The following is a 22727-nucleotide window of genomic DNA, read 5'->3' as shown; positions in this document are numbered from 1 at the left end:
AGTACGTTTGGGATTGGTTATATTCAATGACATTAGGTTGATCCGTCCGTAACTTGAGATCCATGTCACATCCCGCTGAAGGATTGCGCCGCCTAGGTCTTCAGGGGAAATTCTCGCTGGCCTTCTTCGCGATCGCCGTGGCGGTCGCCGCCGTCATCTCGACCGCTGTCTATCGGGTGGAGAGCGATTATGCGATGTCATCCCTTCGACAGCGTCTGTCCGACATCGTCGCGGTGGCCGCCGCCAATCTGGATGGAGATCTGCACCTCAGCATCCCCTTCGATACCCGATACGATGGCGATGCCTATCGGCGCATGCAGGCGGTCTTCCAATCGCTTCTGTCCAAGGTGCCGGATCTGGACGATTTCTACAGCATGCGAGCCGATTCGCAGGGCGGCATTCGCTTCCTCGTCGACGCCGAGGATGATCCGCAGCGTCGGGTGCCGGCCGGCGGTCTCTATCGCGGCGCCAGCGAGCTGCTGACTCGCCGTTTCGCGACGCTCGATTCCGCGCTGGTCGAGACGGATCTATATACGGACCGCTGGGGAACCTGGCTGTCGGGCTATGCGCCGATTCTGGCCTCCGACGGCACCCGGGCCGGCGTGCTGGGCGCCGACATCTCGGCCGAGACCGTCCGTGCCTACGAGCGGCGCGTGATCTGGCTCGCGCTCGGCGCCTTCGCCTTCACCCTGCCCCTGATCGTCCTGAGCGGTTGGTGGATGGGGCGGGCACTGGCGCGCCCCATCGCCAGCCTGACCGATGGCGCCACGCGGATCGCCGACGGCGACATGAGCGTGCGTCTCAAGAGTACCCGTGGGGACGAGATCGGCGTTCTGGCGCGTGCATTCGATCGCATGGCCGAGCGCCTGATGGCGAGCCGAGTGCGTATCGAGGAGATCGCGCAGCGCTATCGCGGCATCTTCGAGCATGCCGCCGAGGGCATCTTCCAGACCACCCCGAGCGGTGACTTCATCACCGCCAACCCGGCGCTGCGGCGGATGCTGGGGGATTCGGATCTGGCGCGCGATCTGTCCGAGATGCGGGATCTGGGGAATCTGGTCTATGTCGACCCCGCCGAGCGTTCGCGGCTGCTGAGCCTGGTCCGCGAGCGGGGGGCCTTGAGCGGATTCGAGGCCGAGCTGAGGCGTCTCGACGGGTCCACCTTCTGGGCCGGGATCTCGATGCGGCTGGTCGAGCAGGCCGACGGATCCTCGCTGCTCGAAGGCATGGTGTCCGATCTCACCGATCGCCGCGCGCGCCAGCAGGCCGAACTGGAGCGCGAGGCGGCGCGGCTCTCCAGCGAGGCCAAGAGCGGCTTCCTGGCCAACATGAGCCACGAGATCCGTACCCCGCTCAATGCCGTCATGGGGCTGACCGACCTGGTGCTGCGCAGCGAGCTGGATCCGCGTCAGCGCGACTATCTGAGCAAGGCGCGCATCGCCGCCAAATCGCTGCTGGCCCTGATCAACGACATCCTCGATTTTTCCAAGATCGAGGCTGGACGGCTGGAACTGGAACGCACCCCCTTCTCGCTCGACGAGGTACTGGCGAATCTGAGCGAGATGTTCGCCTACGGCGCCCACGAAAAGGAGATCGAGCTGATCGTCTCGGCGGATGCCGGGGTTCCGCGCGCCCTGATCGGCGATCCGACCCGGCTCGGTCAGATCCTCATCAACCTGACCTCCAATGCCATCAAGTTCACCGAGAAGGGCGAGGTGATGGTCTCGGTCGAGCGGCTCGATCCGCCGCCGGACGCACCCGATCCGGATTCCGTGATGCTGCGCTTCCAGGTTCGCGATACCGGGGCGGGCATCCCCGAGGATCGGCTGCAGACCGTCTTCGAGTCCTTCGCCCAGGCCGATCAGTCCATCACCCGGCGTCACGGCGGTACCGGTCTGGGGCTGGCGATCGCGCGCGATCTGGCGCGGCTCATGGGCGGCGACCTGGTGGCCGAGAGTCAGCTGGGACGGGGCAGCACCTTCATCGCGACGCTCGCCTTCGAGCGTCAGCCCGAGCGCGAGGAACGCCTTCCCTCGACACCGGTCGATCTGCGCGGGCTCCAGGTCCTGGTGGTGGACGACAACGCCACCTCGCGCGAGATCCTGGTGCGACAGATCGAATCCTTCCAGATGTCGGCCGTCCCCGCGGCCTCGGGGCGGGAGGCGCTGGAGCTCATGTCCGAGCCGGGCCGCGCCTTCGATCTGGTCCTCATGGACTGGAAGATGCCCGGGATGAACGGTCTGGAGACCGCGCGCCACATCCGCGGCGATCTCCGGCTCGAGAAGACTCCGGTCGTCTGCATGGTCTCGGCCTATGCCCGCGAGGATCTGATGCAGCCGGGCGAGCGCTCGATTCTGGACGCCTTCCTCAACAAGCCGGTCAACCAGTCGTTCCTCTTCGATACCATCATGGCCCTGTTCGGACACCCGGATGCGGCGATCGCCGGCGGGCTGATGCGCCAGGTCGAGCCGAGTGACGGGTCGACGCCGGATTTCAGCGGTCGCCGGGTCCTGCTGGTCGAGGACATCGAGATGAACCGCCTGGTGGCGATCGAATGGCTGAGCTCGGTCGGATTCGAGGTGGAGACGGCCGAGAACGGTGTCCAGGCCGTTTCCCAGGCGGATCCCGGGCGTCACGATGCGGTACTCATGGATCTGCAGATGCCGCTGATGGACGGGCTGGAGGCGACCAGGCGCATTCGTTCCGATCCGGACAAGGCCGATCTGCCGATCATCGCCATGACCGCCCATGCCCTCAAGGGCGATCTCGAGCGCTGTCTGCAGGCGGGCATGAACGACTATGTGTCCAAGCCGATCGATCCGGAGCGTCTGTTCGCCGCCTTGGCGCGCTGGGTGGAGCCGGGCGATCGGCCGCACCAGGACGGGCCGGCTCGGATCGGGCAGGCCGAGCAGGGCGATTCGTCCGAGGCGATGCTGGCCGGGTTCCGTCCGTCCGGAATCGATCTCGAAGAGGGGTTGATGCACGCCAACCGCAACCCGACGCTCTACCTGAAGCTCCTGCGGGGTTTTCGTCCGGCCTGGGGCGATGCCCTGATCCTGACGCGCCAGGACCTGTCCGTCGGACGCATCGAGGAAGCCCGCAGGAGGGTGCATTCGCTCAAGGGTGTCGCGGGAAACATCGGTGCCGGCGTACTCTACGAGGCCGCTCGGGTGGTGGAGCAGGGTATCGCAGAAGGCGGCCGCGACACCGATTCGGATGCCTGGCGCTCGCTCGATCTCGCCATGGCCGAGGTGCTGGACGGACTGGCCGATCTGCCCGCCGAGCAGGCCCGGGCGGTTCCCGAGGAGGACGCCGCCATCGGCTTGAGCGAGGAGGCGCTGAAGGAGCTGATCGTCCTGCTCGACGAGGATCTGGCCCGGGCCCGAGAGCGTCTGGACGGGCTGCGTCCCGCATTGGAACACCGCTTCGGCTCGGAGCCCATCGCATCGGTCGCGGATCGGATCGAGGATTTCGACATGGATGCCGCCATCGAGATACTCACAACGCTTGCCGAGGAGATGGTCCGTGACCAATGAGCGGGACGACCGACCCAAGATTCTCATCGTGGACGACACCAAGGAGAACATCGATGTCCTGATGGATGTCTTTCGCGACGAGTTCCGCGTCAGTGCCGCCACCAAGCCGGAGCGTGCGCTCAAGCTCGCCCAGGCCGAGAGTCCGCCCGACGTCATCTTGCTCGACATCCTCATGCCCGAGATGGACGGCTACGAGCTGTGCGCCGCGCTCAAGCGCAACGAGGCCACCAAGTCCATCCCGGTGGTCTTCGTCACCGCGGTCTCCGAGGTGATGGACTCGACCCGGGGCTTCGCCGCCGGCGCGGTCGACTACATCACCAAGCCATTCCATCCGCCGATGGTCAAGGCCAGGGTCAAGCTGCATCTGGAGCTCAAGCACAAATACGAGCTGCTGGAGTCCTACGCCTTCGTCGATGCCCTGACCGAGGTCAGCAACCGGCGCCGCTTCGATCAGGTTCTGGAGGGCGAGTTGAACCGCGCCCAGCGCTCGGGCCGGCCGCTCTCGCTCATCTATCTCGACGTGGACCATTTCAAGGAATACAACGACACCTACGGCCACGGTGCCGGCGACGACTGTCTGCGCCGTCTCGCCTCGACCCTGTCCAAGCGGTTGCAGCGCTCCGGCGACTTCATCGCCCGTTACGGCGGCGAGGAGTTCATGGTTCTGCTGCCCTATACGGACGAGGAGCAGGTCTGGCATATCGCCGAGGAGCTGAATCGCTGCGTGGACGATCTGGCCATCCCGCACTCGGCCAGCCGCGCCGCGGACTGGGTCACCCTCAGCATGGGCGTGGTGACCTCGGTCCCGGACGCCCATGCGACCCCACGCCAGATCATCGAGGCCGCCGACCAGGCGCTCTACGCGGCCAAGCACGCCGGGCGGCACCGGATCGAGCGGGGATCTCTAAGCTGAGACTTTGCCCTTGGCTCGCTGAGGAGCAGATCCACTGATGCACGCGAACGACCGCAAGGCTCGATTCTCACTGGCTTACATCAATGCGGTTGCGGCCTGTGCCGGCTTCGATGTGGTCGAGCCGAAGGTCGACATCGACAGTGTCGATGGGATGCTGATCGCTCATCGCGGACGTCGCCCCCGACTCGAGTTCCAGGCCAAGGCCACGGCGCGCGACGTGGTCGGAGACGAGGTCGTGACCTTTCCGCTGTCGCTCAAGAACTATGACGATTTGCGCATGGATGTGATCGTTCCTCGCCTGCTGATCCTGGTCGTGCTTCCGCAGCGCGAGGAGGACTGGCTGACGCATGGCGAGGATGCGCTGATCCTTCGTCACTGCGGATATTGGCATTCACTCGCCGGGGCATCCGAGCGGGAGAATTCGGCCCGTGTCACCGTCCATATTCCCCGTGCACAGCGATTCACGCCCGAGATGTTGCGGACGATGATGAGCTGGATCGACGCGAAGGGCTGTCTATGAAACTCGAACTGACGGATCAATCCGCCTTGCGGCAACTCCCATGGGGTGACCTCAAATCCTATCTGGATGCTCAAGGTTGGCACCTGGCCGGGCGCATCGGCGACAAGGCGCTGGTCTACGTGCCCGATCCGGCCATGACGGATGGCGTGGAGATTCTGGTTCCTGCCCGAGATGACCTGGGCGATTATGCCTCGCGTATAGGTGAGGCCATTCAGATCCTCGCCGAGCGGGAGGAACGCTCGGCATTGGACGTCTATCGCGACCTCACCATGTCGGGTCTCGACGTGGTGAGACTGCGTGCGCCTGGCGCCGATGCAAGCGGGGCGATCGCCATCGAGGAAGGCGTGGTGCTCTACCGCGAGGCCGAAAACCTGATGTTGTCGGCGGCCTGCTCGGTTGTCGATCCGCGACGCAATTACCATCTTCGCAAGGTCACCGAGGCTACCGACTACCTCAAGACGGTCCGGCTGGGGCCGAGCGAGCGTGGGAGCTATGTTTTGACCGTCTATTCGCCCGTGCAGCCGCGTCTCGGACCTCAGCAACAGCTGGATCTCGGAGAGGAGCCCTTCGCGCGCACGGTGACGCTGCGCTTGGCCGAGGCCCTGGGAGCCGTCAAGCGCGCGGCGGATCGCGCGCTCGCCGACAACGCATTCGGCCCCTTCGATGCAGCCGTATCTCAGGGTGTGAGCGCGAATCTGTGCGACGCGATCGCGCGCCTGGCCGAAACGGCGCGCGGTGTGGATATCGGTCTGACCTGGGCGCGTACCCGGCCCTCCGGACGACCCCGTCAGACCTTCCATTTCACGCCCGAGGTGGGCGAGGTGCTGCGTGAAGCGGCGGCGATCTTTCGTCGCTCCGAGCCGATGATGGATACCCGGGTGACCGGGTTCGTGGTCGCGCTCGACCGTCCTGTCGACCAGTTCGACGGCAATGCGACCCTGCGTGTGCTGATCGAGGAGAAGCCACGCAGGGTCCGGGTGCGTTTCGAGGAAACGCTCTATTCACAGGTCATCCATGCCTTCCAGGGCAAGTCTGCCATCTCGTTGCGGGGCGATCTGTTCCCGACGGGGCAGCGCTGGGAGATCCGCAATCCACGCGCGCTTCAGGTCTTGGAGGACCAGGATGGCGATGAGGCGGAAGATTCTCTCGGCATGATGGGCGGTGGATGATGGCGCTCATCGGCCCGGGCCGATATGTCTGCGGCTTGGCTGGTTCGATGAGCGGAGATCGGTCGGCTCAGGGCGCCAGTCGGTCGATGCGCCAACCTCCATCCGCGTTCCTGCGATAGACGAAACGGTCGTGCAGACGGCTGTCGCGTCCCTGCCAGAATTCGATCGACTCCGGAACCACCCGATAGCCGCCCCAGAAATCCGGTAGCGGGATCTCGCCCTTGGCGAACTTGCGGGCCATCTCGGCCACCTTGGCCTCCAGCAGCGAGCGCGAACCGATCACCCGGCTCTGCGGCGAGGACCAGGCGCCGATCTGGCTGCCCCGTGCCCGGGTGGAGAAATAGGCCAGCGATTCGGCGGTCGAGATGCGCTCCGCGCGGCCGCTGATCTGGACCTGGCGGGCCAGGGCGACCCAGGGGAAGAGCATGGCGACCTTGGGATTTCCCTGGATCTCCTGCGACTTGCGGCTCTCGTAGTTGGTGAAGAAGACGAATCCGCGCTCGTCGTAGAGCTTGAGCAGGACGGTGCGCGCCGAGGGCTGGCCGCTGGCGTCGACCGTGCAGAGGGTCAGTGCGTTCGGCTCGGGCAGGTCGGTGCCGATGGCCAGCTCGTACCAGCCCTGGAACTGGAGGAAGGGGTTCGGGTCGAGCTCGGATCTGGACAGCCCGTGGCCCATGAGCTCCTGTCTCAAGGTTTCAGGGTTGGCGTTCATGCAGACTCCCTCGAGCGCTGGGTCCATGAGCGTATTCCGCGCCGACGATCCGAAAGACCATTTGGGTTGTAAGCCTTCATTGAAAATTATCAATAGCAATAAAAAAAATTAGGATAATTGGCTTTCCAAATGCTAACCGTCCCGGTAGGTTTTTAGATCAAGACCTACTTAGACGGTCAAGCATAAGCCGCTTTGCTTCCGGATAAACCACTGAGACTCCATCCATTAGGAGATCTGGAAGAACGGGCATCGAGCGGTCCGACAACAAGCATCCAAGGAGCATTCCAATGACCCGCCAAGATCAGATCAAGGCTCTCGAGCAGGACTGGGCAGAAAATCCTCGTTGGACCGATGTGTCCCGCGGCTATTCGGCCGCGGACGTGGTACGTCTGCGCGGATCCATCCAGCCGGAGCACACCTATGCCAGGCATGGTGCCGAAAAGCTCTGGAAGCTGGTTCGCGGCGAGGCCAAGAAGGGCTACGTGAACTGCATGGGTGCCATCACCGGGGGCCAGGCGATGCAGCAGGCCAAGGCCGGCATCGAGGCCATCTATCTGTCGGGCTGGCAGGTCGCCGCCGATGGTAACACCTCGGAGACCATGTATCCGGACCAGTCGCTCTACGCCTACGACTCGGTGCCCACCATGGTGCGCCGCATCAACAACAGCTTCAAGCGTGCCGACGAGATCCAGTGGGCCAAGGGCATCGAGCCCGGCGACGAAGGCTTCGTCGACTATTTCCTGCCGATCGTGGCGGACGCCGAGGCCGGTTTCGGCGGCGTGCTCAACGCCTTCGAGCTGATGAAGAACATGATCGCCGCCGGCGCGGCGGGCGTTCACTTCGAGGACCAGCTGGCCGCGGTCAAGAAGTGCGGGCACATGGGCGGCAAGGTGCTGGTGCCGACCCGCGAGGCGGTGCAGAAGCTGATCTCCGCGCGTCTGGCGTCCGACGTCATGGGCGTGCCGACCCTGCTGCTGGCCCGCACCGACGCCGAGGCGGCGACCCTGCTGACCAGCGACGTCGACGACAACGATCGTCCGTTCGTGACCGGCGCCCGATCCGACGAGGGCTTCTATCGGGTCAAGAACGGCCTGGAGCAGGCGATCAGCCGCGGACTGGCCTACGCGCCCTATGCCGACCTGGTCTGGTGCGAGACCGGCACCCCGGATCTCGGGTTCGCCCGCGAGTTCGCCCAGGCGGTGCTCGAGAAGAACCCCAACAAGCTGCTGGCCTACAACTGCTCGCCCTCCTTCAACTGGAAGAAGAACCTGGACGACGCGACCATCGCCCGTTTCCAGGACGAGCTGGCCGACATGGGCTACAAGTACCAGTTCATCACCCTGGCCGGCATCCATAACATGTGGTTCAACATGTTCGACCTCGCCTACGACTACGCCCGCGGCGAGGGCATGCGCCACTATGTCGAGAAGGTCCAGCAGCCGGAGTTCGCCGCGCGCGACAAGGGCTACACCTTCGTCTCGCACCAGCAGGAGGTGGGCGCCGGCTACTTCGACGACGTCACCACCGTGATCCAGGGCGGCGCCTCCTCGGTGACCGCGCTGACCGGCTCGACCGAGGAGGAGCAGTTCTGATGCCTGACGGGAACGGACTCTGACCAATGTAGGGCGCAATAGCGACAGCGTATTGCGCCGTATGGGAAAGGCGGTGAGGTCTTGTTTGAGCTCACCGCGAGCATCCGGCGCAATACGGTCGCCTCGAACGTTCGGGCGGCGCAGATCATGAAGCGCGTTACCGGCGGCCGAGTGATGCCGCCGTCAATGGAAGGCGGCCTGTTGCGCCCTACCGGACCCGGAAACGGAATCAGTGACAGAGAGGGTGCGATGGATTTCAAGACGGCCGATCTCTACGACAGCCACGGCGACTCGCTCCGTGTCTGCGAGCCTATCTTCCGCGACTTCGGCGGCCGGGTCCGCTTCTGCGGCCCGATCGTCACGGTCAAATGTTTCGAGGACAACTCCTTCGTCAAGTCGACCCTGGCCGAGCCCGGCGCGGGCCGGGTCCTGGTCGTGGATGCCGGCGGATCCCTGCGCTGCGCCATGCTGGGCGATTTGATTGCCGCCAGCGCCGTGGAGCAGGGCTGGGCCGGGGTTCTCATGTTCGGCTGCGTGCGCGACAGCGACGAGATCGCCCGCATGCCGCTCGGCGTCAAGGCGCTCGCCGCCATTCCGCGCAAGAGTCAGCGTCGTGGTGAGGGGCAGCGGGACCTTCCGGTGACCTTCGCCGGGGTGCGATTCGATCCGGGCGATCATGTCTATTGCGATGAGGACGGCGTCCTCGTCTCGGATCGACCGTTGCTCGACTGATATCCCCATGGCCTGGACCGAAGCCAAGCTCATCGCCGAGGCGATTCTCGAGGGGTTCGAGCGACACTATCGGCTGTTCCGCGAGGTCACGGGCGGTGCCCAGGCGCGTTTCGAGAGCGCCGACTGGCCAGCGGCCCAGGTCGCCGCGCGCGAGCGGATCGGCTTCTACGACCGGCGGGTCGGCGAGACGGTCGCCCTGTTGAAACGCGAGTTCCATCTGCGCGATCCGGGCGACATTCTGTGGCGGCGCATCAAGGTCGAGTATCTGCGCCTGCTGCCCCAGCTCAATCAGCCCGAGCTGGCCGAGACCTTCTACAACTCGGTCTTCTGCCGTCTGTTCGACCGGCACTACTACAACAACAGCTACATCTTCGTCTGGCCTCTGATCTCGACCGAGCATCTGGAGGCCCAGGTGCCCATCTTCCGGCCCTACTATCCGGCCCGGGACGGCTTCCCCCAGGTGGTCCGGCGCATCCTGCGCGACATGGGTTTCGAGCGGCCCTTCCGCGATCTCAGACGCGACATCCGCTGTCTGCTGCTCGCCATCCGCGCGCGTTTTCCGGCCAATCGTGCCATTCAGCAGAATTTTCAGCTCGCCGTGCTCTGCTCGCCCTTCTATCGCAACAAAGGCGCCTACATCATCGGCAAGGCGATCAACGGGGCCGACCAGATCCCCTTCGTCATCCCCGTCCTCAACGACGAGGAGAATGGGCTCTATGTCGACAGTCTGCTCAGCGGCTCGGACGAGATCTCGGACGTCTTCAGTTTCTCGCGCGCCTATTTCATGGTCGACACCGAGGTCCCCGCGGCCGTCGTCGATTTCCTGCGTCCGCTGATGCCGCGCAAGGGCAAGGCCGAACTCTATACCGCCATCGGTCTGCAGAAGTTCGGCAAGGCCGAGTTCTATCGCGACTTCCTCAAGCATCTGCGCTATTCGTCCGACGATTTCGTGGTCGCACCCGGTATCCGCGGCATGGTGATGTGCGTCTTCACGCTGCCGTCCTTTCCGTTCGTCTTCAAGGTGATCAAGGACCGCTTCCCGCCGCCCAAGGACATGACCCCCGAGGGCGTGAAGGAGAAGTATCAGCTGGTGAAGATGCACGACCGCGTCGGGCGCATGGCCGACTCCTGGGAGTACTCGCACGTCGCCTTTCCGCTGGAGCGATTCTCGCCCGCCCTGCGCGAGCTCCTGGAGAGCGAATGTGCCGACAGCATCGAGCTGGTCGGGGATCAGCTCATCATCAAGCATCTCTACATCGAGCGGCGCATGTCGCCGCTCAATCTCTATCTGCACAGCGCCGACGAGGAGGATATCCGCCACGCCATCCGCGAGTACGGCGACGCCATCCGCCAGCTCGCCGCCGCCAACATTTTTCCGGGGGACTTCCTGTTCAAGAACTTCGGGGTGACGCGAAGGGGGCGGGTGGTCTTCTACGACTACGACGAACTCTGCTATCTGACCGAGTGCAACTTCCGCGACATCCCGGAGGCGCCCTATCCCGAGATGGAGATGAGCGAGGAGCCCTGGTACACCGCCGGGCCGAACGACGTTTTCCCGGAGGAGTTCGAGACCTTCCTGCTCACCGACCCGCGCATCCGCAAGGTCTTCCGCGAGCTGCACGGCGAATTGCTGGATCCGGCCTGGTGGCGCGAGCGCCAGGAGAACATCCGCGCCGGGCATCTGGAGGACGTCTTCCCCTATCCGTCGGAGCGCCGCTTCGGTGCCGGGCGCGAGGATTGCCCGCGTTCGCCGGATTCGGCTGGAGATGCCTGAGGCGCTTCCGGCGATCGCCGCCGATATCCGGATTCGGTGTTTGCTCCGAATCCGCCTCGGACGCGGGCGATCGCGAGCCGATCAGGGTAGCGAGACGGGTGCCGGCGGCTGCCAGTCGGCGGCACGGTGCTCGGCGACCACCGTGGTATAGATGCCGCCGCGCACGTTGAAGTCGGCCGTCAGGCGCATGAAGCGCGGCCGGGTGGCCTCGACCAGATCGTCCAGGATGCGGTTGGTCACCGCCTCGTGGAAGGCGCCCTCGTCGCGGTAGGACCAGACATAGGTCTTGAGCGACTTGAGTTCGACGCACTGCCGGTCGGGGACATATTCCAGGGTCAGCTCGGCGAAGTCCGGCTGTCCGGTCTTGGGGCACAGACAGGTGAACTCGGGTACCCGGATGCGGATAGTGTAGTCGCGTTCCGGTTGCGGATTGGGGAAGATCTCGAGCGACTTGCTCGGGACGCTAGGCATGGGGATGTCTCCCTGGTGTGGTGAAAAGGGGTTCGTTGCAGTTTCGAACCGCAACAGCGCGAAGCGCGCAAAGGAAATCGATTTTGGCTCGGCACCTGTCTCTAGAGCGCGAGCGCCCGTTTGGAGTGGCACCGAAGCCCTTCTCGTCCTCGGTCTTCTTTGCGCCTTTGCGTTGAACGATCAAGCACGGTCCGGGTTCGTGAAGCCGTACTCGACCGGTACCCGCAGATAGAAGAGGTTCAGCCCCGACTGGCCCACGTGGGCGACGAAGCGGTCGGCTTCCTCCTCGCTGAGCACGAAGCCAACTTCGACCGGCAGGTCGCCGGCCAGCTCGAAGAAATGCTCCTCGTGCAGGCGTCCGTGGCGGCCGAATCCGGCCAGCGCGCGGAAGGCGGATCCTCCGTGCAGGCCGAGCTTCTGCGCCTCCTCCAGCAGCCATTCGTAGGCCAGCCTGTGCTGGTGACGGCGGTTCTCGGCCACGTAGAACTTGAGAAAACAGCCCGGCATGGTTGTAGCCCTCTCGATCATGACGACAGGCGGCGGTCAGGTTCGCATCAGGATATGAGCCAGACCCACGCCCATCGCGGTCATGGCCAGCGATCCGGTCAGATGGGCGGCGATGGCGCCGAATCCCCACGCATATTCGCCCCGCATCAGCAGGTTGACAACCTCGGCCGAGAAGGTCGAAAAAGTGGTGAGTCCGCCCAGGAACCCGGTGACGATCATCAGACGCAGCTCGGGCGGAAGACCGGGGTGGCGCCCGAACCAGGCGATGGCGGCACCGATCAGAAAGCCGCCCAGAAGGTTGGCCGCCAGGGTGCCGACCGGCAGTGTCGGAAAGACGGGGTTGAGGCGCGTGCCCAGATACCAGCGCAGCAATGCACCCAGTCCGGCGCCTGAAAAGATCGACAGAATGGCAAGCAACTCGGGATATCCTCGGGATCTGGGTCGGATAGACCCTGTGGACGACTCGAGGAGGACGCTTGAAGTCCTGCTGGACCGCACCAGACCGACGGGCTCGGCCATCGTCACGCCCAACGATCCTCGCTGAATCGATCAGGCCGCTCTATTCGCCCCTTAGTATCTCATAAGGTTATGAACGGAAAAACCTGGGCGTGACAGCCGATCATGGTCCACCGATGGCCATGGGCATCGCGATCCTTCGCGCTCTCGGCGATCCGGCTCTCTGGCGTCAGGAACCCAGATTCTTGTCGCGCAGACGCCATTGGAAGTGGCTGAGCAGACGGGATCGGATCTTCTTCTCCTTGTGCTTGGCCGCCGCGGCGAGACGCTTCTCGGCCACCCCGATCAGCGTCTCCTGCGCCCCTCGCTTGCTCTCGTCCTCCGGGGTGCGCTGGGTGTAGTCGCCGTTGGCGTCCATGTCCCAGGCCGATCGGGTGTCGGCGAACTGGACGTCGAGGATGAGCCGCAGCTCCTGGCGCAGTTCCGGATTCTCGACCGGCGCGTGCACCTCGACCCGGCTGTCCAGGTTGCGTCGCATCATGTCGGCCGAGCCGATGTAGTACTCCTCCTCGCCGCCGTTGCGGAAATACATGATGCGCGCGTGCTCCAGGAAGCGTCCGACGATGCTGACCACGCGCGCCTTCTCGCTGATGCCGGGCAGGCCCGGGCGGAAACGGCAGGTGTCGCGGATGATGAGGTCGACCTGGACCCCGGCGCGGCTCGCCTTGTAGAGCGCGCGGGTGATCTCGGGATCCTCCAGCGCGTTCATCTTCATCTGAATCAGGCCGTTGCCGTCGCGCTTGTGGTGCTCGATCTCGCGGTTGATCTTGTCGACGATGGCGCGCTTGAGGTTGTAGGGGGCGGCCAGGATTTTGCGGTAGCTCGGCGGCGGGGAGTAGCCGGTCAGATAGTTGAAGAGCTCGGTGAGGTCCTGACCCATCTCCTCGTCGCAGCCGAGCATGCCGAGGTCGGTATAGAGCTTGGCGGTTCCGGGATGATAGTTGCCGGTGCCGATGTGGTAGTAGCGGCGCAGCTGGGAGTAGTCGCGGCGGACCACGAAGATCAGCTTGCTGTGCGTCTTGAGCCCCATGACGCCATAGTTGACGTGGATGCCCTCGGCCTCCAGGCGCCGCGCCCACTGGATGTTGGCGGCCTCGTCGAAGCGCGCCTTGAGCTCGACCAGCACCGCGACCTGCTTGCCGTTGCGCGCGGCCTTGATCAGGGAGTCGAGGATGGCGCCGGCCGAGGTGCGGTAGAGCGTCATCTTGATCGCCAGGACCTTGGGGTCGTCGGCGGCGGTGCGCAGGAAGCGTTCGACCGAGGTGCTGAAAGGCTGGTAGGGATGCTGCAGCAGGATGGGCCCGTTCTCGCGGATGATGTGGAAGATGTTGCGGCGGTCGTTGGCGAGCAGCGGATGGTCGACCGGACGGTGCGGCTTGTCGTGCAGTTCGGGCAGGTCGATGGCGGCGATCTCGAAGAGGTCGCGCAGGGCCATCATGCCCTCGACCTCGATGACGTCCTCCTCCTCGTTCAGTCCCAGCTCGGCGGCCAGCATGCCCCGATGCGTCGGCTCCATGCCGGGCTGCACCTCCAGTCGCACGATGGGGGCGAAATGGCGCTCGCGCAGCTCGCTCTCGATCATCTCGAGCAGGTCGTTGGCCGCCTCCACGTCCGGCTCCACGATGGCGTTGCGGGTGATGCGGAAGAGGGCGCAGGAGACGAATTCCATGCCCGGGAAGAGCATGTCGAGGTTGTTGACGATCAGGTCTTCCAGGGTGACGTAGGTGTGGGTGCCGTCGACCGGGATGAGTCGCTTGGAGACGTCCTTGTTAACCGGCACCTTGACGCGCGCCATGTAGATCTCGTTGCCCCCCGGATATTTGAGGGTCACGAGCAGGTTCAGCGTCAGGTTGGAGATGAAGGGGAAGGGATGCGCCGGGTCCATCGCCAGGGGCGTCAGCATGGGAAAGATGTTGGCGCGGAAATGCTCGCGCAGCCGTTCGCGGTCATCCTCGTCCAGATCCTTGTAGAGCGAGACCCGGATATCGTGTTCGTCGAGTTCGCGCATCAGCTCGACATGGATCCGCCGCTGCTCCGACTGGAAGGCGCGGACCGCGGTCTGGCACTCCTGGAGCTGTTGGCTCGGGGTGCGGCCGTCGAGGCTGATCGTGTGGACGCCGGCGGCGATCTGCTGCTTGAGCCCGCCGATGCGCTTCATGAAGAATTCGTCGAGATTGCTGCTCACGATCGCCAGGAACTTGACCCGCTCCAGCAGGCGGTTGCGCGGATCTTCCGCCTCGTGCAGCACGCGCCGGTTGAATGCCAGCCAGGTCAGTTCCCGGCTCAGATAGAGGATGGGGTCGTCCAGGTCGATGTCGTCCGGAAGGCTGGGGGCGGCGGATGTGGAGTCGATCGGGCCCGCGGCCTCGGTCGCTTCTTGGTGATCGGTTAGGCTCATGTCGTGTCCCGGGTCCTCGGTGGTGCGGTCGTGTCCTGGATATCCCACATTTTAGACCGGTGCAATGCACGATATCTCTTGCACCGGTTGCTGGGATTAGGTACGGCAACTCGTGTCTGTGTGATGGGCGTCAGGTTCCGGCGGGCCGGAGCGCAGAGGCGTGGCAGGCCTGTGCCCGGAAGTATGAAAAGCAAGGCGCTCAGGGGCGATCCGGGTTGGCGATTCCGGAGAGCGGTCGAGATGCAGCGGCCATATGGATTCAGGCCACGATCGATCGACTCGTTCTCACGTCCGGATAACCTGCAAACCCAAGTGAGCTTCGATTGGATCGAAGTCGCGATCCGCGTGCAGCAACGCGAAATTGTTGCGCAGACAGAAGGTGGCAATCAACATGTCGATGGTCTTTCGGGCCGTCACGCCTTTGGTCCTCAGGGTTCGATAATGGCCGGCCGCTTCCAGGGCGACCTGTTGGCCGACCAGCTCGCGGTACTGGAAGCCGAGCAGCAATTCGCGTGCGGTCCGCACATCCCGATCCCGCCGGAAACCTTGCAGAACCTCGCATAGGATCAGGTCGCCGACGACGATCTGGCTGCGCTCGGCCCGGTCGCGCAGATATCGCGTTTGAGGCGTCGGCTGGCCGTTGAAATAGTCGATCCAGACGGACGAATCGACCACCATCATCGGTCCGTTCTCATCGCATCGAGATCGCCATCCCAGGGCATTTGTCCAAAGGCCAGGGCAAGCGGATCCTTGCGGCGGTGCTCGATCAGCTCCCGCAAGGCCACTTCGATGACCTCCTCGGTGCCATTCAGGCCGGTCACGCGCAGAGCCTCGTTCATCAATTGATCGTCGACGACGATGTGCGCTTGCATGGGCGTCTCCTCCGTGAACTGAATAATGGTTACGATGGCGTTTCCGCTAGCATGCGGTTTCTCGAGTGCATGATGAATTCGTTCGAGGAAGCGATGGCAAGCGCACGCGGACATTGCCGGACGGAATGCACGGCCCTCAGCCAGTGCATTATAACCTAATCTATGGGTAGGATATTTGCCGATATTCCCCTCGGCTCGAGTCGCTGGGTGGTAGGGCCGTCGGTCTTTGCACCGCCCTGAATAGCATGGTTTCTCGCGCAGCTTCGATGAATGACAGCACCCTTATCGATGATTTGTTCGACCGCCCCTCGGGGCCGGTCCGCCCCTTCGAGTTCGACGCCGACGTCGCCCGGGTCTTTCCCGACATGGTGCGGCGCTCGGTGCCCGGCTATGCCGAGCTGGTCGGGATGTCCGGACTCATCGCCCGCCGGGCGGCCCGTCCGGGAACCCACTGCTACGACCTGGGCTGTTCGCTCGGCGCCGTGACCCGCTCCATTCTGCGTCAGGTGGAGGCGGATGTCCGCCTGATCGCGGTCGACAACGCCCCGGCCATGATCGAGGGGCTGCAGGCTCGGCTCGCGGACGTGCCCCATGCCGAGCGGGTCGAGCCGCTCTGTGCCGACGTTCGGGACGTGGCGATCGAGAACGCCTCCTTCGTGGTTCTGAATCTGACCCTCCAGTTCATTCCGCCCGAGTCGCGGCTCGATCTGCTGACCCGGATCCGCGAGGGGCTGGTGCCGGGCGGGGTGCTGATGCTGGCCGAGAAGGTGCTGATCCCGGAGGATCGCGGCGGGCGCTTCATGATCCAGCTGCACGAGGACTTCAAACGGGCCAACGGCTACAGCGAGATGGCCATCAGCGGCAAGCGGACGGCCCTGGAGCGCGTCCTGGTGCCGGACAGCGTCGAGACGCACGAGGCACGACTGGGCGCGGCGGGTTTCGCCGGTGTCGGCCGCTGGTTCCAGAGTCTCAACTTCGTGGCCTGGGTCGCATGGATCTGACGCCCTTCCATCCCTTTCTCGAACAGCTGGAGCGGACGGCTCTGGCCCCTTGGCGATCCGGTCTCGAGGAGGCCGTCCTGGAGCGGCTCGGTCCCGGAGCGCACGGCGATCTGCCCGCCTGGGAGACGGCCTTGGCCGAGCTGCCCGATCTGCCGGGCGCGGCCGTCGTTCTGACCGATTCCTGCGTGGGTCTGCAGGGGCCGGATCCCTTGTCGGCGGAGACCGAGGCGCGTCTGCGCGAGACGCTGATGCGTCTTCATCCCTGGCGCAAGGGACCCTATCGTCTGCAGGGGCTGCATCTGGATACCGAGTGGCGCTCGGACTGGAAGTGGGACCGTCTGGCCGACGCGCTGAGCCCGCTGGACGGACGGCTGGTGCTGGATGTCGGCTGCGGCAATGGCTATCACGCCTGGCGCATGCTCGGGGCCGGCGCGGGTCTGGTGATGGGCATCGATCCCACGCTGCTCTACGTCGTCCAGTTCCAGGCCATCAACCGCTATCTCGGGGACGATCGGCTGTCGGTGCTGCCATTGGGGATCGAGCATCTCCCCGCCGGCATCACGGGATTCGACACCGTCTTTTCGATGGGGGTCTTCTACCATCGCCGCTCGCCGATGGACCATCTGCTCGAACTGGGCCGTCTGCTGCGACCCGGCGGCGAACTGGTCCTCGAAACGCTCGTGTTGGAAGGGGAGGGTGATTCCGTGCTGGTGCCGCCCGGACGCTACGCCAGCATGCGCAACGTCTGGTTCATTCCGACCGTCGATGCCTTGAAGGTCTGGCTCGGCCGCTGCGGTTTCACCGAGGTACGGGCGGTCGACGTCAGCCGGACCACCCGGGAGGAGCAGCGCTCGACCGACTGGATGCGATTCCAGTCGCTTCCCGATTACCTGGATCCCGAGGATCCCAGTCTGACCGTCGAGGGACTGCCGGCGCCGATCCGGGCCATCCTGATCGCGCGACGCGGTTGATGGGAAGCGGCCTTCGGCTGCCAGCTCCGATGGATCGGGCGGGGCTGCTCGAAATGAAATCAACGAGTTCCATGGGGGAGGTGTCATGACCAGCTTCGTCGACAAGCTCAAGCTGAAGGAGAAGGCCGAGGAGGATCTCTATTTCGCGCGCCGCGACCGGGAATTGATCGGCGCCATGCATCATCATTCGGACGGCGAGCCGATCCGGATCCTGTCGGGCGGCCAGACGGGGGTCGATCGTGCCGCCTTGGATGCGGCGCTCGCGCTCGGTCTGGCGGTCGGGGGCTGGTGCCCAAGCGGGCGTCGGGCCGAGGATGGCTGCATTCCGGATCGCTATCCACTGACCGAGAGCCGGAGCCGCGACTACGCCGAGCGCACCCAGTGGAACGTGCGCGATTCGGACGCGACCCTGATCCTCTGTCGCGGCGCGCTCGGCGGCGGGACGAAATTGACCGCCGATCTGGCGCGTCGGCTCGGCCGGCCGCTGTGCGTCCGCGATCTGGAGCGCCCGCTGGACGAGGAGGGGGTCCTCGCCTGGCTGCTGACCAACCGGATCCGCACGCTCAACTGCGCCGGTCCGCGCGAATCGGGCGCGGCCGGCATCCAGGCGCAGGCGTTCGATGTGCTGCGCGCTCTGTTCGCGGCCTGGGGCGAGCGTCTCGATCCGTCGGCGCCTGACTGAATCGGGCGGGACGCGATCCCTTTCAGAATTTCAGGCCGATGGCCAGGCCGGCGAAGAAGGAGGCCGCGCTGCTCAGATTGTGCGCGGCGAAATCCAGAAAGGCCGCCCCCGTGGTTCTGATCCCATGGGCGATGCTGTCGTAGTGCGGCTCGATTCCGGCCCAGTCGATGATGATGAATCCGTGGTACTGGAGCGCGAAGAGCGCGATCAGTACCACTCCGATCATCAGCAGCGCGATCTTGAAGGCGACCTTGAGCGCGAAGCCGACCGCCAGGCCGATCATGAAGGAAAAGCCCAGCTTGAGGAACAGCGCCTCTGAAAGAAGGTCGCCGGCGCCGCCTGGCGGCTCCATGGGCTGGGACAGTGCAGTGATGGGCAGCATCGACACGACGAGTGCCTGGATGCGGGGAGGAGGGGTGGTGGACGCTCTCGAATGGGACATGGGGTCGGGGTCGGCTGATCGTATCCTCGGCAGGGTGCCATGTTTTCGATGCCCTGTCATGGCGGTCGAGCCGCCGAGTGCGCTCCAACGCGATCGTCCGAACTTGGGTCCTCGATGCATGGGGTTCATCGGGCCCCTGAATTTGCACGGTACGTTGATTCCGGCTGCTGGCACTCGAATTGCTTATGGGCGCTGTGCGCCTGTGGCTCAAACCTGCCGACTCCGCGGCCGCAAGTGCGCGAGAAGGCCTCCTTCGTCGCAAGTCCATGACTTATTCCGGTTCTGTCGACGATCGGAGGCGTAGACACCTCGTCAAAGGTTCGCGCCTTTGTAGCAAATGCGACGACACGGGGTGCTCTATCGGACATATGGCCGGGTACCAGTGCATGGCGCTCGTCATGATGTGCTTATCTTTTCCTGGAGAATCTTCCGCGATGCTGCTCGATACATACCAAGAACAAGAACGTTTCTGGCTGAAGAACCTGTTCGGAGCCACCTCCAACCCTGGCATGCAGGCCTTTCGTGGCGAGTTCGTTGTCCTCGAGGGCGAACTGAAGGCCGCCGCCGGCAAGCGCACCCCGCCGCGCGCCCTGATCAAGCAGGCCGTTCTGCTCGCCAATGCCGACAAGCTGCTGATGGTCGCCGGCAGTTTCGAGAGCGTCGACGAATTGCCCGAGTTCATCTCGCGCTTCAAGGGCGATCTGGATCCGGAATGCGTTCCGGTTTTCTATATCGATAACCTGGCCGAAAGCTGCCAGATCGAGGTCGAGGGCAATCGTTACGTGCTGATCCAGTATCGTGATGGAGTGGTCTGGAACGAGCTCTCCGAGTCCTACTACATCGATAAGCACGACCTCAAGGGTCTCTCCGGCGAGGACAAGGTCGTGACCCTCTTCGAGGCGGGCAAGAGCTACAAGCCCAACTTTCCGGTCAAGACCCTCGACGAGGTTCTGGCGACCAAGACCGACGCCAAGCGCGAGGCCTGGGGCGCGGTCTGATTGCGGGATGTCGGCGTAGAAATGGATGCCGCTTGCGGGTCGAATGCACGGAGGTGTGCGTTCGTTTCTTCGATCCGACGTGCGCCCGGCGATCGGGCGCACCTGTCCGTTTCAGCCCCCGTGAATGCGAGGGCTGGAGCCATTACTGCGCGGGGGCGGCCTGAGCTGGGGCCTGCATCTGCGGGGGCATAGCGCCATAGGGCGCGCCGTAGCCGCCATAAGGTGCTCCGTAGCCGCCGCCGTAAGGCATGCCGTAGCCATAGGGGGCCCCATAACCGTAGGGTGCGCCATAACCGTAACCGTAGGGTGCGCCGTAGCCATAGCCGTAGCCGCGTCCCTGTCCGCGCCCGTAGCCGCGCCCGGTACCGCCGCCGCTCATGTTCATGTTGAAGTTGCCGGTGCCGTCACCGAACATGTCCCCCATGTTGTCCCACAGGCCGCTGCCATTGCCGTAGCCGGGATTTCCGCCCCACCAGGCGCTCGCGTTGAAGGAGACGCCGGCCAGACCGACGAGTGCCGCGAGTCCGGCGTATTTGATCGATTGCTTCATGCTCATTACCTGTGAGTTGCGATCATTGCGGAGACGCGCTCCAAATGGCGTCTCCATTGGGGCGAGAGTGCCCCGAGAGTCCCGACGACAAAGACGTCGAGGTCCACGGCGTTCGAGGATCATGGATCCCGAACCTCCAGCGGATGTGATCCGACAGCGGATCCTATCGGTGCTCCGACTTCCCATTGCGGTGATGTGGAGATGGCATCGAGCCGCTGCGGCATGCCCCGGAGCCTGTGCTCCGATAGGTGCACGATTCTCGACGGAGAGCGAGGCAGGATCCGATGGGCCGGAGGAATGATTGACGACCCATCGCGCCCGTATCCCGGGCGAATGGCCTGTTATTGTGATGTGTGCGCCCGAGTATAGGCGCTGGCCTTCGTCGCACGCAATGGATGGCGACGAATCATCATCAGGATCAGAATGCCTTTCGGTCCGTGTCCGCCGTCGCCTTCTCGGCTCCGCTCATTTCGAGCTCGAGGTCTCCGCGATGGCGAGCCGCTTGCCCGCCAGCCACACCAATCCGATGATGGGTACCCCGAGCAGGCTGGTGAAGATGAAGAAGCCCGGATAGCCGATGCCGTCGACGATCGAGCCCGAGTAGCCGCCGAGCAGTTTCGGCAGCAAGGTCATGAGCGAGCTGAAGATGGCGTACTGAACGGCCGTGAAGGAGACGTTGGTCAGGCTCGAGAGAAAGGCGACGAAGGCCGCGCTGGCGAGCCCGCCGGCCAGGTTGTCGGCGCTGACAGCGGCGTAGAGTAGCGGCAGGTTGGCTCCCACTTGGGCGAGTGCCACGAAGACCAGGTTGGTCGCCGCCACGATGATGGCGCCCAGCATGAGGATGCGCATCACGCCGTGGCGGGTCGCCAGCAATCCCCCGAGCACTCCGCCAGCGATGCTGACGAAGACCCCGAAGGTCTTGACCGCGGTCGCGATCTGCGGCTTGGTGAACCCCAGATCCTGGTAGAAGACGTTGGAGATGACCCCCAGCACGATGTCCGAGATCCGGTAGAGCCCGATGAGGGCGAGCAGTAGCAGCGCCGTCTTGAGTCCGTAGCGCTCGAAGAAATCCTGCACCGGCTCGACCCAGGTCTCGCGGGCCATGGTGCGATTGATGGCGCCCAGCCGCACCGACAGCCAGACGGTGCAGGCCGCGATGCCGACCGCCAGGGCGAAATGGACGATCTCGATCAGGAAGTGCATCAGGGAGCCGCCGCCGAGCGCGGCCTTGAGCGCGTCGAACGGGCCGCCGCTGAGGAAGAAGCTGGTGGCGAAGGCGGCGGCCGTTATCAGGAAGACCCCGAGTAGGCGCAGGTGGTCGCTGGGGGTATAGGCATGCTCGGCCAAGCGCTTGGTCACCGGCTCCTTGACCAATAGGGTCGTCAGCAGTCCGACCAGCATGGTCGCCGACATGGCGATATAGGTGTTGCGCCAGGCCAGGTAGCTATAGTCGCCCGCCTCCGAGCCGAACAGGGCCGCCAGATAGAGCGCGCCGGCCCCCGAGACCACCATGCCGATGCGATAGCCTGCGATATAGGTCGAGGACATGAGCGCCTGGAGCCGAGGCGGGGCCGACTCGATGCGGAAGGCGTCGATGACGATGTCCTGTGTCGCGGCGGAGAAGCCGAGCATGACGGCGGCCAGCGCCATGTGGGTCAGACTATTCGGATCCGAGGACGGATCCGTGATTGCCATGAGGATGATGGCGGCGGCGATCGACACCTGGGCCACCAGCATCCATGCGCGGCGCCGACCCAGCCAGCGGGTCAGGAAGGGGACCGGGAGCCGGTCGATCAATGGGGCCCAGACGAACTTGAACGAATAGCCCAGCGCGGCCCAGCTGAAGAAGGTGACCGCGTCGCGCTCGACGCCCGCCTCGCGCAGCCACAGCGAGAGCGAGGAGAAGATCAGCAGCAGCGGAATTCCGGCCGAGAAGCCGAGAAACAGCATGGTGACGACGTTCGGATTCAGCAGTTCCCTGCCGGTCTGGGCCCAGCCTTGCGGAGAGGTGCTCTCGGTATGCGTCATTGTGGGCTCGGGGTCGACTCTGCGCTGGGGGGTCGAGCAGCAGTTGCTGCGGTCGGGTGCGCAACGCCGTGGAGCGCTATCCGTCGCGGACCGTGCCGGACCGAAAGTGCACGAGAATACAGTGAGGTCTGGGAGCGCTCAACAAGAAAACGCCATCGTGGACGTCGCGTCGCACGATGGCGTCAATTCGGGGAGACGAGGAGGAGGCGAATCCCCGTTGGCTGCTATGACCATGCTGATCGGACTACATCCATAGCTTTACCCATATCTTCTCGCGTTTTTCGTGTACGGCGAGATAAGTGCTTGATTGAGCGTCTTGGAGTCATGAGTAGCCAGCTTCGTG

At 64.4% G+C, this 22727-nt stretch carries 21 protein-coding genes; 11 read left to right on the top strand and 10 right to left on the bottom strand.

Going from position 1 to position 22727, the window contains the following annotated elements:
* Positions 1 to 62 precede the first annotated feature (62 nt).
* Genes D779_RS04235 through D779_RS04220 form a run of 4 tightly spaced genes read left to right on the top strand, consistent with a single transcriptional unit; the run spans position 63 to position 6138 of the window.
* Entirely contained in the window at positions 63 to 3536 is a 3474-nt protein-coding gene (locus tag D779_RS04235; RefSeq protein ID WP_043749943.1) for a hybrid sensor histidine kinase/response regulator, read from the top strand.
* Positions 3526 to 4449, top strand: a complete 924-nt coding sequence (locus tag D779_RS04230; protein ID WP_043749941.1) for a GGDEF domain-containing response regulator — start codon at positions 3526 to 3528, stop codon at positions 4447 to 4449. Before D779_RS04235 ends, D779_RS04230 begins: the two co-directional genes overlap by 11 nt.
* A gap of 37 nt (positions 4450 to 4486) precedes the next feature.
* The gene (locus tag D779_RS04225; RefSeq protein ID WP_043749939.1) at positions 4487 to 4969 is read left to right on the top strand and encodes a DUF4365 domain-containing protein; all 483 of its coding nucleotides are present in this window, start codon (positions 4487 to 4489) and stop codon (positions 4967 to 4969) included.
* On the top strand, positions 4966 to 6138 hold the full coding sequence (locus D779_RS04220) for a hypothetical protein (RefSeq protein ID WP_043749937.1): 1173 nt from the start codon (positions 4966 to 4968) through the stop codon (positions 6136 to 6138). The genes D779_RS04225 and D779_RS04220 overlap by 4 nt, the downstream gene beginning before the upstream one ends.
* 67 nt (positions 6139 to 6205) lie before the next feature.
* Here D779_RS04220 and pdxH read toward each other — a convergent pair whose 3' ends face one another.
* Complete coding sequence (pdxH, locus tag D779_RS04215) at positions 6206 to 6850, bottom strand: pyridoxamine 5'-phosphate oxidase (RefSeq protein WP_043750102.1); 645 nt, start codon at positions 6848 to 6850, stop codon at positions 6206 to 6208.
* A 287-nt stretch (positions 6851 to 7137) separates the two neighbouring features.
* On the opposite strand from pdxH, the gene aceA reads away from it, so the two are divergent.
* The 3 genes from aceA to aceK all read left to right on the top strand — a co-directional run bounded on the left by aceA (position 7138) and on the right by aceK (position 10948).
* A complete protein-coding gene (aceA, locus tag D779_RS04210) occupies positions 7138 to 8442 on the top strand; it encodes an isocitrate lyase (RefSeq protein WP_043749934.1) in 1305 nt (434 codons plus the stop codon).
* A gap of 249 nt (positions 8443 to 8691) precedes the next feature.
* Positions 8692 to 9174, top strand: a complete 483-nt coding sequence (gene rraA / locus D779_RS04205) for a ribonuclease E activity regulator RraA (RefSeq protein ID WP_043749932.1) — start codon at positions 8692 to 8694, stop codon at positions 9172 to 9174.
* A gap of 7 nt (positions 9175 to 9181) precedes the next feature.
* On the top strand, positions 9182 to 10948 hold the full coding sequence (gene aceK / locus D779_RS04200) for a bifunctional isocitrate dehydrogenase kinase/phosphatase (protein ID WP_043749930.1): 1767 nt from the start codon (positions 9182 to 9184) through the stop codon (positions 10946 to 10948).
* An 81-nt stretch (positions 10949 to 11029) separates the two neighbouring features.
* Here the strand turns inward: aceK and queF are convergent, their stop codons facing one another.
* The 6 genes from queF to D779_RS04170 all read right to left on the bottom strand — a co-directional run bounded on the left by queF (position 11030) and on the right by D779_RS04170 (position 15712).
* Positions 11030 to 11419 carry a preQ(1) synthase gene (queF, locus tag D779_RS04195; protein WP_043749928.1) on the bottom strand — a complete coding sequence of 130 codons (390 nt, stop codon included), beginning with the start codon at positions 11417 to 11419 and terminating at the stop codon, positions 11030 to 11032.
* A 180-nt stretch (positions 11420 to 11599) separates the two neighbouring features.
* Positions 11600 to 11926, bottom strand: coding sequence for a DUF190 domain-containing protein (locus tag D779_RS04190; protein WP_043749925.1), 327 nt, complete (start codon positions 11924 to 11926; stop codon positions 11600 to 11602).
* Positions 11927 to 11962: 36 nt separating this feature from the next.
* Positions 11963 to 12343 (bottom strand): fluoride efflux transporter CrcB, encoded by a 381-nt coding sequence (gene crcB, locus D779_RS04185; RefSeq protein WP_043749923.1) that lies wholly within the window; start codon positions 12341 to 12343, stop codon positions 11963 to 11965.
* Positions 12344 to 12611: 268 nt separating this feature from the next.
* Positions 12612 to 14840 carry a polyphosphate kinase 1 gene (gene ppk1 / locus D779_RS04180; RefSeq protein WP_043750099.1) on the bottom strand — a complete coding sequence of 743 codons (2229 nt, stop codon included), beginning with the start codon at positions 14838 to 14840 and terminating at the stop codon, positions 12612 to 12614.
* 285 nt (positions 14841 to 15125) lie between these two features.
* Entirely contained in the window at positions 15126 to 15521 is a 396-nt protein-coding gene (gene vapC, locus D779_RS04175) for a type II toxin-antitoxin system VapC family toxin (RefSeq protein WP_043749922.1), read from the bottom strand.
* Entirely contained in the window at positions 15518 to 15712 is a 195-nt protein-coding gene (locus D779_RS04170; RefSeq protein ID WP_043749920.1) for a type II toxin-antitoxin system VapB family antitoxin, read from the bottom strand. Before D779_RS04170 ends, vapC begins: the two co-directional genes overlap by 4 nt.
* Positions 15713 to 15978: 266 nt before the next feature.
* Here D779_RS04170 and cmoA point away from each other — a divergent pair, with 266 nt between their 5' ends.
* The 3 genes from cmoA (at position 15979) to D779_RS04155 (ending at position 18366) form a co-directional block, all read left to right on the top strand.
* A complete protein-coding gene (gene cmoA / locus D779_RS04165; RefSeq protein ID WP_043749918.1) occupies positions 15979 to 16713 on the top strand; it encodes a carboxy-S-adenosyl-L-methionine synthase CmoA in 735 nt (244 codons plus the stop codon).
* A complete protein-coding gene (cmoB, locus tag D779_RS04160; RefSeq protein ID WP_052347814.1) occupies positions 16704 to 17684 on the top strand; it encodes a tRNA 5-methoxyuridine(34)/uridine 5-oxyacetic acid(34) synthase CmoB in 981 nt (326 codons plus the stop codon). Before cmoA ends, cmoB begins: the two co-directional genes overlap by 10 nt.
* 85 nt (positions 17685 to 17769) lie before the next feature.
* Positions 17770 to 18366, top strand: coding sequence for a putative molybdenum carrier protein (locus tag D779_RS04155; RefSeq protein WP_081763317.1), 597 nt, complete (start codon positions 17770 to 17772; stop codon positions 18364 to 18366).
* A 22-nt stretch (positions 18367 to 18388) separates the two neighbouring features.
* Here the strand turns inward: D779_RS04155 and D779_RS04150 are convergent, their stop codons facing one another.
* Positions 18389 to 18808: an FUN14 domain-containing protein gene (locus D779_RS04150; RefSeq protein WP_232424061.1), complete on the bottom strand. Its 420-nt coding sequence runs from the start codon at positions 18806 to 18808 to the stop codon at positions 18389 to 18391.
* A 434-nt stretch (positions 18809 to 19242) separates the two neighbouring features.
* Here D779_RS04150 and D779_RS04145 point away from each other — a divergent pair, with 434 nt between their 5' ends.
* Entirely contained in the window at positions 19243 to 19806 is a 564-nt protein-coding gene (locus D779_RS04145) for a hypothetical protein (protein WP_043749916.1), read from the top strand.
* Between the two features lie 142 nt (positions 19807 to 19948).
* Here D779_RS04145 and D779_RS04140 read toward each other — a convergent pair whose 3' ends face one another.
* Positions 19949 to 20356 carry a sulfur globule family protein gene (locus D779_RS04140; protein WP_043750087.1) on the bottom strand — a complete coding sequence of 136 codons (408 nt, stop codon included), beginning with the start codon at positions 20354 to 20356 and terminating at the stop codon, positions 19949 to 19951.
* Positions 20357 to 20821: 465 nt separating this feature from the next.
* The gene (locus D779_RS04135) at positions 20822 to 22384 is read right to left on the bottom strand and encodes an AmpG family muropeptide MFS transporter (RefSeq protein ID WP_043749915.1); all 1563 of its coding nucleotides are present in this window, start codon (positions 22382 to 22384) and stop codon (positions 20822 to 20824) included.
* Between the last annotated feature and the right edge of the window lie 343 nt (positions 22385 to 22727).

It is taken from the genome of Imhoffiella purpurea (assembly GCF_000585215.1).
Lineage (GTDB): Bacteria > Pseudomonadota > Gammaproteobacteria > Chromatiales > Chromatiaceae > Imhoffiella > Imhoffiella purpurea.
This window is presented reverse-complemented; position numbering and strand designations above follow the sequence as displayed.

Excerpts from the sequence above, each read along its gene's own strand:
- D779_RS04235 (WP_043749943.1), top strand. The coding sequence starts at position 63 with ATGTCACATCCCGCTGAAGGATTGCGCCGCCTAGGTCTTCAGGGGAAA.
- D779_RS04225 (WP_043749939.1), top strand. The coding sequence starts at position 4,487 with ATGCACGCGAACGACCGCAAGGCTCGATTCTCACTGGCTTACATCAAT.
- D779_RS04220 (WP_043749937.1), top strand. The coding sequence starts at position 4,966 with ATGAAACTCGAACTGACGGATCAATCCGCCTTGCGGCAACTCCCATGG.
- pdxH (WP_043750102.1), bottom strand. The coding sequence starts at position 6,850 with ATGAACGCCAACCCTGAAACCTTGAGACAGGAGCTCATGGGCCACGGG.
- aceA (WP_043749934.1), top strand. The coding sequence starts at position 7,138 with ATGACCCGCCAAGATCAGATCAAGGCTCTCGAGCAGGACTGGGCAGAA.
- rraA (WP_043749932.1), top strand. The coding sequence starts at position 8,692 with ATGGATTTCAAGACGGCCGATCTCTACGACAGCCACGGCGACTCGCTC.
- aceK (WP_043749930.1), top strand. The coding sequence starts at position 9,182 with ATGGCCTGGACCGAAGCCAAGCTCATCGCCGAGGCGATTCTCGAGGGG.
- queF (WP_043749928.1), bottom strand. The coding sequence starts at position 11,419 with ATGCCTAGCGTCCCGAGCAAGTCGCTCGAGATCTTCCCCAATCCGCAA.
- D779_RS04190 (WP_043749925.1), bottom strand. The coding sequence starts at position 11,926 with ATGCCGGGCTGTTTTCTCAAGTTCTACGTGGCCGAGAACCGCCGTCAC.
- ppk1 (WP_043750099.1), bottom strand. The coding sequence starts at position 14,840 with ATGAGCCTAACCGATCACCAAGAAGCGACCGAGGCCGCGGGCCCGATC.
- vapC (WP_043749922.1), bottom strand. The coding sequence starts at position 15,521 with ATGATGGTGGTCGATTCGTCCGTCTGGATCGACTATTTCAACGGCCAG.
- D779_RS04170 (WP_043749920.1), bottom strand. The coding sequence starts at position 15,712 with ATGCAAGCGCACATCGTCGTCGACGATCAATTGATGAACGAGGCTCTG.
- cmoA (WP_043749918.1), top strand. The coding sequence starts at position 15,979 with ATGAATGACAGCACCCTTATCGATGATTTGTTCGACCGCCCCTCGGGG.
- cmoB (WP_052347814.1), top strand. The coding sequence starts at position 16,704 with ATGGATCTGACGCCCTTCCATCCCTTTCTCGAACAGCTGGAGCGGACG.
- D779_RS04155 (WP_081763317.1), top strand. The coding sequence starts at position 17,770 with ATGACCAGCTTCGTCGACAAGCTCAAGCTGAAGGAGAAGGCCGAGGAG.
- D779_RS04150 (WP_232424061.1), bottom strand. The coding sequence starts at position 18,808 with ATGTCCCATTCGAGAGCGTCCACCACCCCTCCTCCCCGCATCCAGGCA.
- D779_RS04145 (WP_043749916.1), top strand. The coding sequence starts at position 19,243 with ATGCTGCTCGATACATACCAAGAACAAGAACGTTTCTGGCTGAAGAAC.
- D779_RS04140 (WP_043750087.1), bottom strand. The coding sequence starts at position 20,356 with ATGAAGCAATCGATCAAATACGCCGGACTCGCGGCACTCGTCGGTCTG.
- D779_RS04135 (WP_043749915.1), bottom strand. The coding sequence starts at position 22,384 with ATGACGCATACCGAGAGCACCTCTCCGCAAGGCTGGGCCCAGACCGGC.